Here is a 16501-nt window from a genome sequence, read left to right as displayed (position 1 = left end):
GTCATTGCAAAGCGTTGCTTGTAGGAGGTGAGGCGGTCGTTGAATATGTGTCAGCATTCTTAAACGCAAAACACATATGAGCCTCCCTCGACAGATACAAGTTCACGACGTCACGCTGCGTGACGGCCTGCAATCCATTGCACAAGTGGTTCCTACCAAGGACAAGCTGGAGCTTCTCGACGCGATGTATGGCGCCGGAATCCGCAGCATCGAGGCGGGCTCCTTCGTCAATCCGAAACTGGTACCCGCCATGGCGGATACGGCCGAGGTCGTACGTCACGCACGGCGCTACCTCGATCTCAACGTGAGCGCGGTCATTCCCAACCTGAAAGGCGCCAGACTGGCCTTTGAAGCGGGGGTGAGCGAGATCGTCATGCCGATCTCCGCGAGCCGGTTGCACAGCAAGGCAAACGTCAACAAGAGTCCGGAGGAAATGGTGGACACCATTTTCGCCATCCATGAATTGCGCCTGGAGATGGCATCGCCGGCAAAGATACTCATCGGACTGACGACGGCATTCGGTTGTACCTTGCAAGGTAGCGTTGAGCCCGATCTGGTTTGCCAGATTGCATCCCGCGCCATCGAGGCAGGCGCGGATGCCTGCAGTGTGGGGGATACCGTGGGATACGCCAGTCCGGACCAGGTGGATCAGTTGATCGGTCGTCTGCAAGCCGTGATCGGCGAGCGCCTGATCGGCGCACATCTGCACAATACCCGGGGCCTGGGGCTGGCCAATGCCCTGGTCGCGCTCAAGCGAGGCCTTGGGAGACACGATGCCTCCCTGGCCGGCTTGGGTGGCTGCCCCTATGCACCCGGGGCATCCGGCAATATCGTCATTGAGGATCTGGTCTTCATGCTCGATAGCATGCACTACGCTACCTCCATTGATATCGCCAGTCTCCTCAAGCTCAGGGAGCTGCTGGCCCGCATTCTTCCAGAGGAAAAACTATTCGGGTTCGTGGCGCAGGCCGGCCTGCCGCGCTGGTCGGATGGGAATGGCAGCAATCAGGGAGGGCGCCTGCAATGAACTCGACCGACACTCTCCCGCTCGCGGGTATCCGCGTCATCGAATTCAGTCACATGGTGATGGGGCCGACGTGCGGGATGATCCTGGCTGATCTTGGCGCCGAGGTCATCAAGGTCGAACCGCCGGGCGGCGACAAGACACGGCGCCTTCCAGGACTGGGGATGGGCTTTTTCCGGACCTTCAATCGAAACAAGAAAAGCCTGGTACTCGACTTGGGCAAGGAGTCCGATCTGGCTGCTGCCAGGAAGCTGATCTCCACCGCGGATGTGATGCTGGAAAATTTCCGCCCTGGGCAGATGGCAAGGATGGGTCTGGGTTATGAATCCCTGAACGAAGAAAATCCGCGCTTGATCTACGCCGCGCATAAAGGCTTCTTGAACGGTCCCTACGAACATCGTCTGGCACTGGATGAGGTGGTCCAGATGATGGGAGGGCTGGCGTATATGACGGGATTGCCTGGCCGGCCCTTGCGCGCCGGTGCATCCGTGAACGACATCATGGGTGGAATGTTCGGTGCCATGGGCGTGCTCGCTGCGCTGCACGAACGGGCGCGTACCGGGCGGGGCCAGGAAATCCAGAGCGCGCTCTACGAGAACTGTGCATTGCTGAGTTCTCAACATATGCAGCAATTCCAGATGAGCGGCGTACCACTTGACCCGATGCCCTCGCGCGCTTCGGCTTGGGGCGTGTATGACGTCTTCACGCTGGCCGGAGGCAGGCAATTGTTTGTTGCTGCGGTGAGCGACAAGCAGTGGCTGACGCTCTGTGAACTATTGGAGCGTCCGGACTTGCGGGATGACCCGGGATTGCGTACCAACGCTCAGCGTGTGGGCTGCCGTCCGCAGTTATTGGAGCGACTGGGGGCGATCCTGCGAGAGCAGGACTACGACGTGTTGATTCGAAAACTGGATAAAGCGGAACTTCCCTATGCACCGATCCAACGGCCGGATCAGCTCCTGGACGATCCGCACCTGATCGAAAGTGGCGGACTGGTCGATATGCAGGTCGAGGATGGCTCCGTGTCCAAGGCAGTTCTGCTTCCCTTGATGATGAAAGGGCGTCGCCTGGGTGTGCAACGACCGATTCCATCTGTCGGAGAACATTCGGAGGAGATTCTGAACACCTTGAACGGTATCCCAGGCCACTAAGTTACACATGACCATCAACCGAAAAATCAGGTACTTCAAAGGTGAAACGACTATGTATGCGCTAATCCGAAACCTGGCAGCCGGCAGTTTGCTGTCCATCATCGCCTCCCTGTCCTTTGCCGCGCCCTATACGATGCGACTTAGTCATCAATATCCGCCGCAGCACCAGGTGGCAAAGGCACTGGACCAATTCGCCCAGGACGTCAGGGCTGCCAGCGCAGGCCGCGTCGACGTGCAGTTATTCGGTGCGGAACAACTCTTCAAGGCGACTCAGAATCACGCCGCTGTAGCCAAAGGCGATATAGAGGCCGCCGTTATTCTCAGTATCTCCTGGGGCGCGACCATTCCGGAGATGGCGGTTACCAGCATTCCATTCATGTTGTCGCGCGCGCAGCAGTTGCAGAGATTTCCGCAATCGTCCGCAGCGCAGTACCTGAATACCAAGCTGAAATCAAAAGGGGTCGTGAATATTGGATGGCTGCTGGATGATAACTGGGCGATCTTCACTTCGGCGAAGAAGCCTTTGATTCAACCTGCCGACTTCAGGGGGATCAAGATACGCGGACAGAGCAAGTTGACAGATGAAGGCCTGATCGCGATGGGTGCGTCGCCTTCTTCCATGCCAGGGTCGGAGGTCTATCAGGCATTGCTTGCGGGAGTGATCGACGCCGGTTACACCGGTGTCGCCGCAGCCTATTCGCGCCGCTACTACGAAGCGCAGAAATTCGGCACGGTAGCTCCGATCACGACCGTCTATGCCAATCTCGTCGTGAATCCGCGCTGGTGGTCCTCCCTGCCTGAGGATATCCGGAAATCCATCGAGACAGCGGCACGCACCGCAGAGGTCAGACTGCTTCCAAAGAATGATCAGATTTCGCCAGCACTCATTTCCGAACTGAGAGAAAAGGGCATGCAAATCACGGTTCTCGACCCGGCCCAGCAAAAGGCCTTGTCAGATGTCATGCAGCCTGCCGTGGTCAAGGCATTCAAGGCGTCTGCCAGCGATGGCGAAAAAATAATCGAATTGATCAACCAGTTGTGACGGCTCAATGGACTGACAAAAAATGCCTATCAAGCAAGAAAAAGCGCTACCCGCGGCTCCACCGCTGTCGGCGCGGGCGGCTGCAACATGGCTGCTGAGGATGGAGCGTATCGTTTCCGTCATCGTCAATGCGGCGCTGGGATTGGCTGCCTTGGGAGTGATACTTTCCATGGCGCTCGTATGCTACGCGGTCTTCATGCGTTACTGCCTGAACGCAGCGCCGACGTGGGTCGATGACGTCGCGGGTTTTCTGCTGGCGGCAATCGTGATGCTTGCAACAGGCGCGACCTTGCGAGAAGACAAGCATATTTCGGCCGATACCCTGAGTGCAAAGGTGAATGACGCAACGAGAAAGAAACTCAGCCTGCTCGGCTTCTTCATGGTCGGGGTCGTGTCCATTGGTCTGATGATCAACGGCTGGGAGACGGCAGAGTTTTCGAGAATGCTCGGTATCTATACCAGCGGAAACGTCCAGATACCTCTCTACCAGGTGCAGCTTCTGATTCCCTTGGGTGCGTCGTTGATGTTGCTGGTATCCGTGGAAGCCATACTGCGCCTGCTCTGCGGACTCCCGGATCTGGGCGGCCATTTTTCGGCAGCAGGAGAGAAATCATGATCGCATCCATGATAGGTATTTCGCTACTGCTGCTGCTGTTTCTCGGAATTCCCGTTTTCGCATGTCTGGCTTTGGTAGGCGGTAGCGCGCTCCTGTATTTGCAAGGAGAACTGGGTCCGGTAAGCGAATTCGTTTTTCACGACATCAGTCGGTACGTGCTCGTCACCATTCCCCTGTTTGCCTACATGGCGCACATCATGATCCGTTCCCGCATCGTGGACGATCTATATGAGACGGCGTACGTGCTCACCAGGCATCTGCCAGGGGGGCTGGCCATTGCCACCGTGGGTGCCTGTACCTTGTTTGCTGCCATTTCGGGTTCCAGCGTGGCTACCGCACTGACGGTCGGTGCGGTGGCGATTCCACAGATGATCCGTTTCGGCTATGCACCAAGACTGGCCTATGGATTGGTGGCCGCTGGCGGGACCCTGGGTATCCTGATTCCTCCGTCAGGCCCGATGGTGCTTTTCGGCGTCATCACCAACACCTCGATCGCAGGCCTTTTCATGGCGGGAATTATCCCGGGACTGCTGATGGGTCTTGTGTTCATCGGGTGGAGCATGTGGAGCAATGTTCGCGGCGCAACGCCGGTGCGCCGGGAGCCCAGGGCCAGTGTATCGGAAACGCTTGCTGCGCTGAGGAAGGCGGCATGGGCCTTTGCTCTTCCGATGGTGGTCTTGATAGGCATGTATTGTGGTGTCTTTACGGCGACCGAAGCCGCTGCGATAGGCGCAATGTTGGCCACGTTGGTGGGCATCGTGGTCTACCGTAACGTGAGTCTGAAAACCATTTTCGAATCAGCTGCTGATGCCGCCAAGACCTCGGGAATGCTGTTCATGGTAGTGGGTGGTGCAGCCATTTTTGCTTACGTGCTGACCAAGCTGCATATTCCACAGCAATTGGTAGATTGGATTACGCGGATGGATATTGGCGTCTATGGTTTCCTGATCCTGTTGATGGTGGTTCTCTTTCTCCTCGGGGTCTTTCTGGAAAGCGTAGCGCTCATCCTGGTGACGACCCCGGTGGTTCTGCCTGTGTTGCAGTACTTGCATATCGATCCGATCTGGTACGGCGTGTTGTTGGTCATCAAGCTGGAACTGGCGCTGATCATGCCGCCAATGGGGATGAACCTGTTCACGATCAAGAGCATTACATCCGCGTCCTTGAGCGAGATTACAAGGGGCGCCATCCCGTACGCTTTTTTGATGTTGTTCATGCTGGCGCTGGTGATGGTCTTTCCGCAAATTGCCTTATGGTTGCCTTCTCAGCTCATCAGATAAAGTCGCAGTGGTTGTCGTGATTGCAGATGCCGAGCGGTGAGTACACGTGCTACTGACCAGCGCAATAGGGGCTGTGTATAGGAAGGTGAGTGCTGCCCGAAGCTGGCGAACGACAGTCGCGGCCTTACGGTCACCGGCGCCGCTGGTGACCCTGGGGAATGAGCTATGCTGCGGGAGCAACGGATGCACCGTTGATGTTGTGACGATTCAAGGCCTCGGCGACAAAGCCTGAGGCCTTCATCTTCTCCACAAACGCGGCCAGGAAGTCAGCTGCTTCCGTGCCGCGGCTCTTCGGTGTACCCATGGCCTGCTGAATCACCATGAAGCGTTCGTTGAGCAGGCGCAGTCCGCCGATTCGAGCGGCGTCATGCTCCAGTTGTTGCTTCACGCCGGCAGCCACTTCGGCAGCTTCCTGGAGGAAATGCTGGACCACAGTGGGGGAGGTCGGCGAGCGCAGAATGGTGGCGTTCTTCAGTTCGCGCGTCAGGTAAAGGTCATAGGCACTGCCTTTGCCGACGACGACGCGATGTTCGGCACGGTCGACTTCGTCGTTGGTCTTCAGCGGCGATTCATTCTTGACCAGGTAGTAGCCTTCAATCAGCACATAGGGCGCCGTGAAGGCGATTTGCTGACCCCGCACAGGGTCGATGGCGAAGAAGCCGAAATCGGCCTGTTCTGCCGCGACCGCTTCAACCGACTTGCCGGCAGCATCAAACACGACCAATTCCAGTTCTGCGTCCAGCGCACGTGCCAGCGCTCCCGCCAGGTCGACCGATACACCGCAGGGATGGCCTTCCGCATCACGTCCTGCGAGGATGGGGTTACCCAGGTTGATGGAGGCAAGCAGCTTGCCAGTCGGGGTCAATGCGGAGCGGACGGCGGGAGTCGGATTCATGGTGTCAGTGGTCGGCTAGGGTTTCAGAATGTCCCCGATCTTCGAAATCGACGACAGGGTGTATTGCAGCTGCTCTTTCATGAACTCCGAGGCTTCATCATTGCGCTCCTTGACCAGCAGGTCGAGTACATGCAGATGTTGCCGGCAATGCTCCGGGTAGCGGTCGCGCTGTCGCATGGAGCGATAGGACAGCATGGGCCCATCGCTGATTGGCTATGTAAAGGCGCAAGGTCACTCGGCAGGCACCGGGCTGATGTTCCTCTCAGGTCTGCTGCTCATCGCATTCCTGATGACCGTGTTCATCCGCATCAAGGAAGACAGAGGTGTCGTCGCGCCGGACTTGCGTACGGCCGGGCCGAAGTAGGCGCGACGGCGAGACCAGCTCAGAGTCCCAGGTCGGACAGGCCGGGGTGATCGTCGGGGCGACGTCCGAGCGGCCAGCGGAACAGCCTTTCGCTTTCAGTGATGGGCCGGTCGTTGATGCAGGCGTAACGGTTCTGCATCAGCCCGTCTTCATTGAATTCCCAGTTCTCGTTGCCGTAGGAGCGGAACCAGTTGCCGGAATCGTCGCGCCATTCATAGGCATAGCGCACGCCAATGCGGTTTCCGTTGAATGCCCACAGTTCCTTGATGAGGCGATATTCCAACTCCTTGGCCCACTTGCGCTCGAGGAAGGCGCGTGCTTCGTCCCGGCCGTTGGCGAACTCGGCACGATTACGCCAGCGCGTATCCAGGCTGTAGGCAAGAGAGACTTTTGCTGCATCGCGGGTGTTCCACCCATCTTCGGCCAGGCGCACCTTCTGAATGGCGGACTCGTGGGTGAACGGCGGAAGGGGCGGACGAACTTCAGTATTGGATGACATGATATGACCTCAATGGTGACGTGAATGTTTAGGTGAAACGGACCCCGCCTGCTGCTGCAGGGTGGATAAAAGCAGAGCGGCCGCTCTACCAGCGCTATCGGCGGCACCTGTATCGCCAGTGACCATGGCCACTGCAGTTGCGCCGTCGATAAGAATCAGAAAATAGTTCGCGATTTCGTCCGGATTGTTCAAGCCTGACGCATTGGTCAGCTCACGGAGATAGGAGAGCAAGCGTTGCTTGTGCAGCGCTGCTACCGCGCCAATCTCGGGATTGACCCCTCCAAGCTCACCGGCGGCATTGATAAATGCGCAGCCGTGGAAATCCTCGGTTTCAAACCATTGGCGCAGCGCAGGAAAGATCGACGCAAGTCGCTCAAGCGGAGCACTGGTTTGCGAAGTCGCATCGATAAACCACGCCATCCACCGTTGGTCTCTCGCCAGCAGCGCGGCCGCGACCAGGGCTTCCTTGTTTGAATAAAGCTGGTAGATACTGCGCCGCGCCACACCGGACGCCTTCACGATGGCATCCATGCCGGTGGCGTGAATGCCCCCCGAATAGATGAGTTTCTCGGTCGCGGCCAGCAGCCGGGCGGTGAGAGGGGAGTCGTCAGTAGTATCCATGTGAACCAGGTGAGAATGATCGTTCTATGTATAGTAGAACGATCATTCTAAGTGGTCAACAACTTTCGTTGCGATGGGGAGAAAGAAACAACGGACCTTGTGGTTGTTGATCAATTGCGAATGCGCAATTGATCGCTGTCTGGACAGAGGGAGGGAAAAACTCGGCGTTCGAGAAGAATCGGCAGAAGCTGCCTGAACGCCCGACGCGGACGTCAATTACGTATATAGGCGCTCAGGCCCTTTGCCAGGGCGGCAAATGTCACAGCGCAGCGCGGACTTGCTCGCAAGTCCTCATGCATGGCGACCCATGTTTCCATCTTGAGCGAGAATTGCCTGGGCAGCAGACGCACCAGTGCATCGTCCCTCGCGGCCAGCGCCACCTGGCAGATGCCGATGCCGAAGCCAGCGCGGATGGCGGCCAGTTGTGCGAGGTCGCTATCGGTGCGGAACGCCAGGATGGCACGCGAAAGCCAGGGAAGCTCTTTCAATACCTTGCGCACATAGGCGCTTTCCTGGTCGAAGCCGATGAGCGCATGATCGGCCAGCGCATCGAGCGAGCGAGGGGTGCCGTGGGCCGCAAGATAGCGCTGGTGGGCATGTAGCCCCAATTCGATGCTGCCCAGCCGTTTGGCAATCAGTGCATCCTGCGACGGCTTGAACATGCGCACGGCGATATCCGCCTCTCGCTGCAGCAAGTCATCGGGCTTGTTTGACATGACCAGTTCGACGCGCAACTCCGGATGCTGACGTCTGAGTTCGGTCAGGATGGGCGGCAGCACTTCCACGCTGATGATTTCGCTGGCGGTCAGCCTGACGGTTCCGCGCACTTCCCTGCCCTGGCTGCTGGCGACCCGGCGCAATGCAGCGGAGGTGGCGGCAATCCCGGCTGCATAGGGTTTCAGTTCCAGCGCTGCGTCAGTGGGCGAAAAGCCGTCGAAGGAGCGAACGAAGAGTTTCAGTCCCAGCGTCGATTCCAGCTGGTCGATATGGCGGCCCACGGTCGGCTGCGTCAGGCCCATCTCGCGTCCGGCCGCTGACAGCGAGCCCGTCTCCAAGACCTTGAGGAAGGTTCGGTACCACTCCCAATTGGGTTCGATGTCGGCCATGATATTAATTTATGTATAGACGCTAGGCTAATTTATGCAATTTTCATTGATGCGTCAATTTTGCATACTGGAGCTTCTTCCATCACACGCTACCCAAGGAGAAGTCCATGTCCAAGATTGCCCTGTTTGGTGCTGCCGGCGCCATCGGTCGCAGCATCGCGTCCGCCATCAGCGCCCAAGGCCAGAATTACCGCGTTGTCGGCCGCAGCGAGGCAAGCCTGCGCAAGACCTTCGGATCAGATCCGCTCGCCGAGATCGTCAGCTGGAACCCCGATTCACCGGCATCGGTGGAATCGGCCGCGCATGGCATCGATACTCTGATCTACCTGGTCGGCGTCAACTACACGCAGTTCGAGCTGCATCCAGAACTGATGCGCAAGACCCTGGCCGGCGCCATCCGCGCCGGGGTCAAGCGTATTCTCCTGATCGGCACGGTGTACCCGTATGGTGTCCCGCAGACCACACCGGTGCGTGAAGACCATCCGCGCCAGCCGCATACCTTCAAGGGGCGCATGCGCAAGGCGCAGGAAGATCTGTTGATGCAGGCGCATGCCGAAGGGCGCGTCCAGGCGGCGGTACTGCGCCTGCCGGACTTCTACGGCCCCGGCGTCGAAGCCAGCTTGTTGCACGGTGCGATCAAGGCAGCGGCGCAAGGCGGCAGGGCGGACATGATCGGCCCGCTGGATCGGCCACACGAGTTCGTGTTCGTGCCTGACGTCGGTCCGGTCGTGGCCAAGCTGGTCGGCACACCTGCGGCATTCGGCAAGATCTGGCATCTGGCGGGCGCGGGCGTGACCACGCAAAAAGCGCTGGTTGCGGAAATGGAGCGCCAGACCGGGCGTAAATTGAAGATCCGCGTGGCGGGCAAGACCATGCTGCGCATCATCGGAATGTTCAATCCGTTCATGCGCGAACTGGTGGAGATGCATTATCTGCAGACGCAGCCGGTGATCATGGACGATTCGGCGCTGCAGCAGTTGATCGGGCCGATAGAAAAGACTTCCTATGCTGAGGGTATCCGGCTGGCGCTGAAAGGCCCCGGATTTCTCGCGGTATCAACGCCGTAGCGCTCGGCCGTCCTACCGTTTCAGGCAGCCATCCGGTACGCCAGTAAATCCACCTGGAAACGCCCGCGTCGCCGGACCAGGTGTCCACCCTCACTGAAACACGCCCCCTCCGTTGCGCAGCAAACTACGCACACAGCACTGGCCACCAAGCCGACTGCCAGCCGCGTTCCCACCATTCTCTTCCCTCAGGCCAACCCTGCACCTTCGCTCATTCATTGTGCGTAGCGCCAAATTTCAGGGATTCGCCTCGCTCCCAAAGATAGTTAATGGTGCATTTGGCGCTTATTGCATTGCATATAGACAGGCACATTTGTTGCTATATCATTTTATGGCACATTAAAACATTAGTTATTACATAGGAATAGTTATGGAAAAATACATCAAGACTTCACGGGACGGCAATGTCGCCATCATCACGCTGAACCGGCCCGAGAAACTCAATGCGTGGCACACCGCCATGCGCAACGAGATCATCGCCGCACTTGCCGCTTTCAATGCCGATACGGCGATCGGCGCCATCGTCATGACCGGTGCTGGTGACCGGGCCTTCTGCGCGGGCCAGGATCTGGAAGAAGCCCATGGTTTCGACCAGGCGCGCGTCGATGAATGGATGAGCGAGTGGGAAAACTACTACCGCACCATCCGTACGCTGCAAAAGCCATTGATCATCGCGCTCAACGGAACGGCGGCCGGCTCGGCCTTCCAGGTGGCGCTGTTGGCAGACATTCGTGTTGGCCACGCCGGCTCACGGATGGGGCAACCAGAGATCAATTCGGGTATCCCTAGCGTCACCGGTCCCTGGATCATGAAACAGATGCTGGGCATTTCCCGCACGATCGAACTGACGCTGACCGGCCGCATGATGGAAGCCGCTGAAGCGCATGCCCTGGGCCTGATTCACCATCTGGTGGAGCCAGCACAGGTGCTGCCCAAGGCGCTGGAAATCGCACGCGAACTGGCCGCCAAACCGTCGGTGGCAATGCGCCTGAACAAGCAGCGCTTTTGCGAAGTGTCCGAAGAAGGCTTCGTCAAGACCATCGCTGCAGGGCGTCGTATCCAGATGGAAGCCTACGCCACTGGAGAGCCGGCACGCATGATGGAAGAGTTCTTCAAGAAGCGAGGCCACAGCATCGCGAAGTAAAGCGCTACATCGTCGGTAACAGCAGCAGGGAATGCAGGTTTTGGATCAACTACTCTACAGAGGGAGCATGGTATGAAACAGCCCGTCAATAACAAGCGTCGTGGAGTGCTCAAGGCAGCAGGCGGCACGGCATTGGCAGTCGCAGCACCGATGGTTATCGCACAGAACAAGACACTGGTGGTGTCCGATCCGGGCGGCCCTTATACGACAGCGTATCGGAAGGCGTTCTACGATCCGTTCGAGAAGGAAACCGGCGTCAAGATCGTCAACGTCGCGCGCGAGTCACAACCGGTGGCCCAGTTTACCGCGATGGTGAAGGCCAAGAACTTTGTCTGGGACGTCACAACGCTCACCCTGCAACAAGATATTCCCATCCTTGAAGAAGGCGGACTGCTGGAACCGCTGGGCCTGGTGCCAACCGACTTCAAGAACATGCTGGCCGGTACCGTCACTTCCAATTTCCTGGGGGTAGATGTCTACGCCACCATCCTGGCCTACCGCACCGACAAGTACGCCAACAATACCCCCAAGACCTGGGCCGATTTCTGGAACGTCGAGAAATTCCCTGGCCGCCGCGCGTTGCGCCGCAATGCCATCGATACCCTGGAACAAGCCCTGATGGCTGACGGCGTCAGCCCCGACAAACTCTATCCGCTGGATCTTGACCGCGCCTTCAAGAGTCTGGACCGTATCAAGAAACACATCTCGGTGTGGTGGACCAGCGGTGCGCAATCGATGCAGCTGATCCAATCCGGTGAGGTTGACATGATCTCGATCTGGAATGCGCGCGCTCAAACCGCCATCGAAGGCGGCGCACCGGTGGCCATCAACTGGAACCAGGGCTTGTATTCGGTGGAAGGCTGGGGCGTACCGAAGGGTACGCCGAAGGCTGCCATCGCCAGGGACTTCGTCAAGTTCTGTGCCGACGCCAAGCTGCAAAGCGCATTCACCGATACCTTGGCCTATGGTCCGACGGCGCTGGAGGCGTACAAGGACATCCCACCCAAGCGTGCGGCGATCCTGCCGACCTCACCGGAAAACATCGGTCAGATGCGCCCGCCAAACGGCCCCTGGTGGCACAAGAACCGTCTCGCCGTGTCGGACCGCTTCAACGCCTGGCTGCTCAGCTAAGACCGCACAGCCGCACAGCCGCGCCGCAGCGCCAACGCCACAGGGCGTCATGCGGCGCAGCCATCCCTGCCTCTTTCGCACCGTCATCCACGCGCTTGTCAAATGCGCCGCGCGGGTGCATGAACTGAATGACACATCATGACTGCACGATTGCAAACACTGGGTATCTGCAAACACTACGACAGCGTGACCGCGCTTTCGCCGACCGACCTGACGGTGCAAGATGGCGAGTTCCTCACCTTGCTCGGCCCCTCTGGCTCGGGCAAGACGACACTGCTTCAGATCATCGCTGGTCTGGTCGAGCCCAGCGCAGGCCAACTTATTATCAGCGGCAAGGAAGCCACTCACAAGCCGGCCGGTGAACGCGGCATTGGCATGGTGTTTCAGAGTTATGCCCTGTTTCCGCATTTGTCAGTGTGGGAGAACATCGCCTATCCGCTGCGCATGCGCAAGATGGACAAGGCCGCGATCACTGCCGCCGTCCAGGATGCGCTGGATATGGTGCAAATGGGGGCCTATGTGCACCGCCTGCCGCGCGAGCTATCGGGCGGACAGCAACAGCGCATCGCGCTGGCGCGCTGTTTCGTCTACAAACCTTCGGTGATCCTGCTCGACGAGCCGTTGGGTGCGCTGGACAAAAAACTGCGCGAACACATGCAGGCCGAGATCCGCAAGCTGCACAAGGAGCTCGGTGCCACCTTCATCTATGTCACACACGATCAGGAAGAAGCACTCAACCTCTCCGACCGTATCTGCCTGATGAACAATTCAAAGATCGAGCAACTGGGTACGCCAGAAGATCTCTATGATCGCCCGGCCACCGCCTTCTCGGCGCAGTTCATTGGTTATTCCAACCTGTTGCGGGGAACGGCACAACGCGGCGCCGGCGGCGTCAGCGTATTGCATCACGGCCGCCACATACTTCCCCTCGACGCGGCGGCCGCGCGCGAAGGCAGGGCGCAAGCATTGGTGGTGCGACCCGAGCAGGCCACGCCGTGCGGTGCGACTGAAGCGCTGCTCAACGGCCAGGTCACTGAAGTGGTGTTTGCCGGATCGGATTATCGCGTGCTGGTCGACGTGGGCGGTGACGAGCCTTTCCTCTTGCGCTGCAGTCGTCGTGATGCGCCGGAGGTCGGCGCCAACATCGGCCTGCGCTGGAACCCGGCCCACGCTGCAGTGGTCAATCTATAAGCGGAGCACATCATGCCTGCCTCATTCGTGAAGACCCTGCGCGCACTGCTGCCAGCCGTACCTTGTCTGTTGTTCCTGGCGATCTTTTTCTGTCTGCCGGTGGTGGAGATCTTGCAAACCAGCGTGCTGGATGCCGATGGCCATTTCACCACCGCGCAATATGCGCGCCTGGGTAGTGACTTCGTGTTCTTCAAGGTGCTGTGGACGACCTTCTCGATCTCCGGGATGACCGCACTGTTCTCCGTCTTGCTTGGTTTTCCGGTCGCCTATTTCCTTAGCCAGCTGGACGATCGGATACGCGAGCGCTGGATCATGTGGATCATGATCCCATTCTGGACGAGCTATCTGGTCAAGACCTTTGCCTGGATCCTGGTGCTGTCCAAGACCGGGGTACTGCTTTCCCTGGCGCACGCGCTGGGCATGGTCGACGACGCGCGTGCTCTGGTGCCGTCCATGTTCGGTGTCATGATCGGCATGGTGCACGCCATGCTGCCGCTGGCCGTCATCAACATGCTGCCCATCATGCGCAGCGTCAACATGCAATTGATGCATGCGGCCGAAACGCTGGGGGCCAGCCCTTCGGTGTCATTCTTCTCGATCTTCCTCCCTATGGCGGGGCCGGGCGTGGCAGCTGCCGGCTTGCTGGTCTTCATCACCAGCCTCGGCTTCTTCATCCTGCCGGCCCTACTCGGCGCGCCCAGCGAGACCATGGTGGCGCAACTGGTGATCCAGGCCATCAACGAACTATTCAACCTGCCCTACGCTGCGGCCCTTTCGGCGGTACTGCTGGTGGCGGCCATCCTGATTTTCATGCTGTACGACAAGCTGGTCGGTCTATCATCGTTAAGTGGCGAAACGCGGTCCCGGTCGTCCAGTGGCGGTACCTGGAGCAATACCCTGCTGATCGCCATCGGGCGCCTGTTCAGTGGGCTCCGCCGTGCCACCGATGGGCGTCGTCCGATGATGAAGGTCTATGGCTTCGGCATTGTGGCATTGCTGTCCCTGCCGATCATCGTGGTGCTGCCCATTGCGTTCACCGATTCGGCCTTCCTGAGCTTCCCTCCCAAGGGACTCAGCTTGCGCTGGTTCAACAGTTTCCTGTTCTCGGAAGTCTGGCAGACGTCGTTCCTGCGTTCATTCGGCGTCGCCACGGTCACCGCGCTGGCCTCTACCGCATTTGGCATCGGCGCAGCGTTGGCGCTGACCCGCTTGCCTTCGCGCCTGACCAAGCCGTTCTTTGCCTTCTTGCTGGCACCCCTCATCGTGCCACGCATCGTAGTGGCGGTCGGTCTGTTCTATCTTTTTTCCCGGTTGAGCCTGGTCGGCACCGATATCGGCCTGGTCATCGGTCACACCGTACTGGCCATCCCCTATGTCGTGGTGACGATGGCGGCGGCACTCAAGCGCTTCGACTGGCGCCTGGACGACGCCGCGCGCATCCTCGGCGCGTCGGCCATGACGCGACTGCGCACCATCCACTTGCCGATCATGATCGGCAGCATCGCAGCGGCGTTACAGATGGCATTCATCATTTCGTTTGACGAACTGACCATCGCAATCTTCGTCAGTGGTGGCCTCAAGAACACGCTGCCCAAGCAGATGTGGGACGACATGATCCTGCAAGTGAACCCGACGCTGGCAGCCGTATCGCTGGTGATGGTGGTGATCATTGCACTGCTGGTCGCCCTCCCATCGCTGGTCAAGAGATTACGCATGGCCCGTACCTGACTCCACCCCTTTTGAATAAGAATCGACATGCACGTCTATCCACATTACTTTCCCGTTCGCGACGCCGCTGATAACCTCGATGTTGTGCCGCTACTGCAATCCGGCTTTGCCGCCCATGCAGAGCGTGCGGAAAAGACGCTCATCGAGTTCAACGGTGTACCCACCTCCTATGGCGAGATGGCACAGCGTGTCGCGCGCATGCGAACCTGGCTGACGCACCAAGGTATCGGCCACGGCGACCGGGTTGCCTTGATGCTTGAAAATGGCCTCGAACACATGGCGTTGATCTATGCGCTGATGCTGAGCGGGGCAGTCTGGGTGCCAGTCAATACGCGCCTCAAAGCGCCCGGTATCGACTATCTGCTCGGCCACTGCAAGCCCGATCTCTTCATTACGCAACCCAGCTTTGCCCAGGCTCTCGCCGGCCTGGAACAGGAACCCAAAAAACTGGTCTGGCTCAATGAGCTGGAACTGCCGGCTGCTGAAGCGCTGCCGCCCATCTCCATCGCATCGGACGACACGCTGTGCCTGATCTACACCTCCGGCACCACCGGAGCACCCAAGGGCGTCGTATTTACCCATCGTATGATGCGCATCGCCAGCGAGGGCACGGTGTTGGTATCCGGTGTGAAGCCGGGCGCCCGCATGTTCGTCTGGGAGCCGTTGTGCCACATCGGTGGTGCACAGCTGCTGCTGGTTCCCTTCCTGGCCGATGTCAGCCTGCAGGTGGTCGAACGTTTCTCGGCCAGTCGCTTTTGGCAGCAGGTGGATCAGGCCCGCTCGACCCATTTGCATTACCTGGGCGGCATTCTCGATATCGTCTGCCAGTTGCCACCCGAGACCCAGCCAGCGCAGCACACGCTGCAGGTCGCCTGGGGCGCTGGCGTATCGGCCAAATCGTGGGACAGCATCGTGCAACGCCTGGGGATTGCCTTGCGTGAATGTTATGGCATGACCGAGGTGTCGAGTTTCACCACCGTGAACTACAGCGGCAAACCAGGATCGATCGGCCGCGCCTTGCCCTGGCTGCGTGTCGAGCTGCTCGATGAGAACGACCAACCCGTACCCACCGGCGAGCTCGGCCAGATTGTGGTGTCCACCGATGTCGAGGGATGCTTCCTGCCCACCTATCTGGACAATCCGAAGGCCACCAGCGAAGCGCGCCGCCACGGCAAGCTCTACACCGGTGACATGGCACGCTCGGATGACGAAGGCGATCTGTTCTTCGTCGGCCGCAAGACGGACAGTATGCGGGTACGTGGAGAAAATGTGTCGGCCTGGGAAATCGAACGCATCTTCGTCATGCACCCGGCCATCGCCGCCGTCGCTGCCATCGGCGTGGCCAGCGATGTCGGCGAACAGGAAATCATGCTGTTCGTGCAATTCAAGGAAGAGATGAAGCTCCCATTTGATGAATTGGCTGCCTGGGCCAGCTCGCGCCTGGCGAGTTATCAGCTGCCGCGTTACTACCAGCAGGCGCAAGGATTCGAAACCACGCTGTCAGAACGCATCCGCAAGCATTTGCTGAGCCGTGATCTGTCGTTGGCCTGGGATCGTGTCAGCAATGTGCTGAAGTGACGTGGGAAGCGGCGATAATAGTGTTTTTTGACAGATGCCCCGCCGCAATGCGGGGCCAATGAGCGAA

The 16501-nt window shown here is 59.0% G+C and carries 17 protein-coding genes; 12 read left to right on the top strand and 5 right to left on the bottom strand.

The genetic code is table 11. From position 1 onward, the window contains the following. Positions 1 to 76 precede the first annotated feature (76 nt). The 5 genes from I5R65_RS21935 to I5R65_RS21915 are packed head-to-tail and all read left to right on the top strand — an operon-like array spanning position 77 to position 5113. The gene (locus I5R65_RS21935; RefSeq protein ID WP_180669496.1) at positions 77 to 1027 is read left to right on the top strand and encodes a hydroxymethylglutaryl-CoA lyase; all 951 of its coding nucleotides are present in this window, start codon (positions 77 to 79) and stop codon (positions 1025 to 1027) included. Further along, entirely contained in the window at positions 1024 to 2175 is a 1152-nt protein-coding gene (locus I5R65_RS21930) for a CaiB/BaiF CoA-transferase family protein (protein WP_180669494.1), read from the top strand. Before I5R65_RS21935 ends, I5R65_RS21930 begins: the two co-directional genes overlap by 4 nt. A gap of 7 nt (positions 2176 to 2182) precedes the next feature. Continuing rightward, positions 2183 to 3217 (top strand): TRAP transporter substrate-binding protein DctP, encoded by a 1035-nt coding sequence (gene dctP, locus I5R65_RS21925; RefSeq protein WP_180669492.1) that lies wholly within the window; start codon positions 2183 to 2185, stop codon positions 3215 to 3217. A 22-nt stretch (positions 3218 to 3239) separates the two neighbouring features. Then, positions 3240 to 3833, top strand: a complete 594-nt coding sequence (locus tag I5R65_RS21920; protein WP_180669490.1) for a TRAP transporter small permease — start codon at positions 3240 to 3242, stop codon at positions 3831 to 3833. After that, positions 3830 to 5113: a TRAP transporter large permease gene (locus I5R65_RS21915; protein WP_180669488.1), complete on the top strand. Its 1284-nt coding sequence runs from the start codon at positions 3830 to 3832 to the stop codon at positions 5111 to 5113. The genes I5R65_RS21920 and I5R65_RS21915 overlap by 4 nt, the downstream gene beginning before the upstream one ends. A gap of 163 nt (positions 5114 to 5276) precedes the next feature. Here I5R65_RS21915 and I5R65_RS21910 read toward each other — a convergent pair whose 3' ends face one another. Further along, on the bottom strand, positions 5277 to 6008 hold the full coding sequence (locus I5R65_RS21910) for an ABC transporter substrate-binding protein (protein ID WP_180669486.1): 732 nt from the start codon (positions 6006 to 6008) through the stop codon (positions 5277 to 5279). A gap of 15 nt (positions 6009 to 6023) precedes the next feature. Beyond that, entirely contained in the window at positions 6024 to 6203 is a 180-nt protein-coding gene (locus tag I5R65_RS21905; protein ID WP_180669484.1) for a hypothetical protein, read from the bottom strand. Here I5R65_RS21905 and I5R65_RS21900 point away from each other — a divergent pair. Next, a complete protein-coding gene (locus I5R65_RS21900) occupies positions 6202 to 6372 on the top strand; it encodes a hypothetical protein (protein WP_180669481.1) in 171 nt (56 codons plus the stop codon). The two genes, I5R65_RS21905 and I5R65_RS21900, sit on opposite strands and share 2 nt — an antisense overlap. Positions 6373 to 6391: 19 nt before the next feature. Here I5R65_RS21900 and I5R65_RS21895 read toward each other — a convergent pair whose 3' ends face one another. The 3 genes from I5R65_RS21895 to I5R65_RS21885 all read right to left on the bottom strand — a co-directional run bounded on the left by I5R65_RS21895 (position 6392) and on the right by I5R65_RS21885 (position 8598). Further along, the gene (locus I5R65_RS21895; RefSeq protein ID WP_180669479.1) at positions 6392 to 6871 is read right to left on the bottom strand and encodes a nuclear transport factor 2 family protein; all 480 of its coding nucleotides are present in this window, start codon (positions 6869 to 6871) and stop codon (positions 6392 to 6394) included. 9 nt (positions 6872 to 6880) lie between these two features. Continuing rightward, complete coding sequence (locus I5R65_RS21890) at positions 6881 to 7492, bottom strand: TetR/AcrR family transcriptional regulator (RefSeq protein ID WP_102662688.1); 612 nt, start codon at positions 7490 to 7492, stop codon at positions 6881 to 6883. A gap of 212 nt (positions 7493 to 7704) precedes the next feature. Further along, on the bottom strand, positions 7705 to 8598 hold the full coding sequence (locus I5R65_RS21885) for a LysR family transcriptional regulator (RefSeq protein ID WP_180669477.1): 894 nt from the start codon (positions 8596 to 8598) through the stop codon (positions 7705 to 7707). Between the two features lie 107 nt (positions 8599 to 8705). On the opposite strand from I5R65_RS21885, the gene I5R65_RS21880 reads away from it, so the two are divergent. The 6 genes from I5R65_RS21880 (at position 8706) to I5R65_RS21855 (ending at position 16434) form a co-directional block, all read left to right on the top strand. Further along, the gene (locus I5R65_RS21880) at positions 8706 to 9665 is read left to right on the top strand and encodes an NAD-dependent epimerase/dehydratase family protein (protein WP_180669475.1); all 960 of its coding nucleotides are present in this window, start codon (positions 8706 to 8708) and stop codon (positions 9663 to 9665) included. 367 nt (positions 9666 to 10032) lie between these two features. After that, positions 10033 to 10806, top strand: a complete 774-nt coding sequence (locus I5R65_RS21875; protein ID WP_180669473.1) for an enoyl-CoA hydratase/isomerase family protein — start codon at positions 10033 to 10035, stop codon at positions 10804 to 10806. Positions 10807 to 10878: 72 nt separating this feature from the next. Beyond that, positions 10879 to 11937, top strand: a complete 1059-nt coding sequence (locus tag I5R65_RS21870; RefSeq protein WP_180669470.1) for an ABC transporter substrate-binding protein — start codon at positions 10879 to 10881, stop codon at positions 11935 to 11937. A 138-nt stretch (positions 11938 to 12075) separates the two neighbouring features. Then, complete coding sequence (locus I5R65_RS21865) at positions 12076 to 13128, top strand: ABC transporter ATP-binding protein (RefSeq protein ID WP_180669468.1); 1053 nt, start codon at positions 12076 to 12078, stop codon at positions 13126 to 13128. A 12-nt stretch (positions 13129 to 13140) separates the two neighbouring features. Then, positions 13141 to 14856: an ABC transporter permease subunit gene (locus I5R65_RS21860; RefSeq protein ID WP_180669466.1), complete on the top strand. Its 1716-nt coding sequence runs from the start codon at positions 13141 to 13143 to the stop codon at positions 14854 to 14856. A 27-nt stretch (positions 14857 to 14883) separates the two neighbouring features. Continuing rightward, positions 14884 to 16434, top strand: coding sequence for an AMP-binding protein (locus I5R65_RS21855; protein ID WP_180669464.1), 1551 nt, complete (start codon positions 14884 to 14886; stop codon positions 16432 to 16434). Positions 16435 to 16501: the final 67 nt, after the last annotated feature.

The organism is Herbaspirillum sp. AP02, assembly GCF_015767275.1.
GTDB lineage: Bacteria > Pseudomonadota > Gammaproteobacteria > Burkholderiales > Burkholderiaceae_D > Herbaspirillum.
The sequence above is the reverse complement of the archived record's forward strand: the minus strand, read 5'-3'. Positions and strand labels throughout refer to the sequence as shown.

Coding starts and splice junctions, on each gene's coding strand:
- I5R65_RS21880 (WP_180669475.1), top strand. CDS start 8,706: ATGTCCAAGATTGCCCTGTTTGGTGCTGCCGGCGCCATCGGTCGCAGC.
- I5R65_RS21860 (WP_180669466.1), top strand. CDS start 13,141: ATGCCTGCCTCATTCGTGAAGACCCTGCGCGCACTGCTGCCAGCCGTA.
- I5R65_RS21930 (WP_180669494.1), top strand. CDS start 1,024: ATGAACTCGACCGACACTCTCCCGCTCGCGGGTATCCGCGTCATCGAA.
- I5R65_RS21875 (WP_180669473.1), top strand. CDS start 10,033: ATGGAAAAATACATCAAGACTTCACGGGACGGCAATGTCGCCATCATC.
- I5R65_RS21905 (WP_180669484.1), bottom strand. CDS start 6,203: ATGCTGTCCTATCGCTCCATGCGACAGCGCGACCGCTACCCGGAGCAT.
- I5R65_RS21900 (WP_180669481.1), top strand. CDS start 6,202: ATGGGCCCATCGCTGATTGGCTATGTAAAGGCGCAAGGTCACTCGGCA.
- I5R65_RS21870 (WP_180669470.1), top strand. CDS start 10,879: ATGAAACAGCCCGTCAATAACAAGCGTCGTGGAGTGCTCAAGGCAGCA.
- I5R65_RS21855 (WP_180669464.1), top strand. CDS start 14,884: ATGCACGTCTATCCACATTACTTTCCCGTTCGCGACGCCGCTGATAAC.
- I5R65_RS21915 (WP_180669488.1), top strand. CDS start 3,830: ATGATCGCATCCATGATAGGTATTTCGCTACTGCTGCTGCTGTTTCTC.
- I5R65_RS21935 (WP_180669496.1), top strand. CDS start 77: ATGAGCCTCCCTCGACAGATACAAGTTCACGACGTCACGCTGCGTGAC.
- I5R65_RS21885 (WP_180669477.1), bottom strand. CDS start 8,598: ATGGCCGACATCGAACCCAATTGGGAGTGGTACCGAACCTTCCTCAAG.
- dctP (WP_180669492.1), top strand. CDS start 2,183: ATGACCATCAACCGAAAAATCAGGTACTTCAAAGGTGAAACGACTATG.
- I5R65_RS21890 (WP_102662688.1), bottom strand. CDS start 7,492: ATGGATACTACTGACGACTCCCCTCTCACCGCCCGGCTGCTGGCCGCG.
- I5R65_RS21865 (WP_180669468.1), top strand. CDS start 12,076: ATGACTGCACGATTGCAAACACTGGGTATCTGCAAACACTACGACAGC.
- I5R65_RS21895 (WP_180669479.1), bottom strand. CDS start 6,871: ATGTCATCCAATACTGAAGTTCGTCCGCCCCTTCCGCCGTTCACCCAC.
- I5R65_RS21920 (WP_180669490.1), top strand. CDS start 3,240: ATGCCTATCAAGCAAGAAAAAGCGCTACCCGCGGCTCCACCGCTGTCG.
- I5R65_RS21910 (WP_180669486.1), bottom strand. CDS start 6,008: ATGAATCCGACTCCCGCCGTCCGCTCCGCATTGACCCCGACTGGCAAG.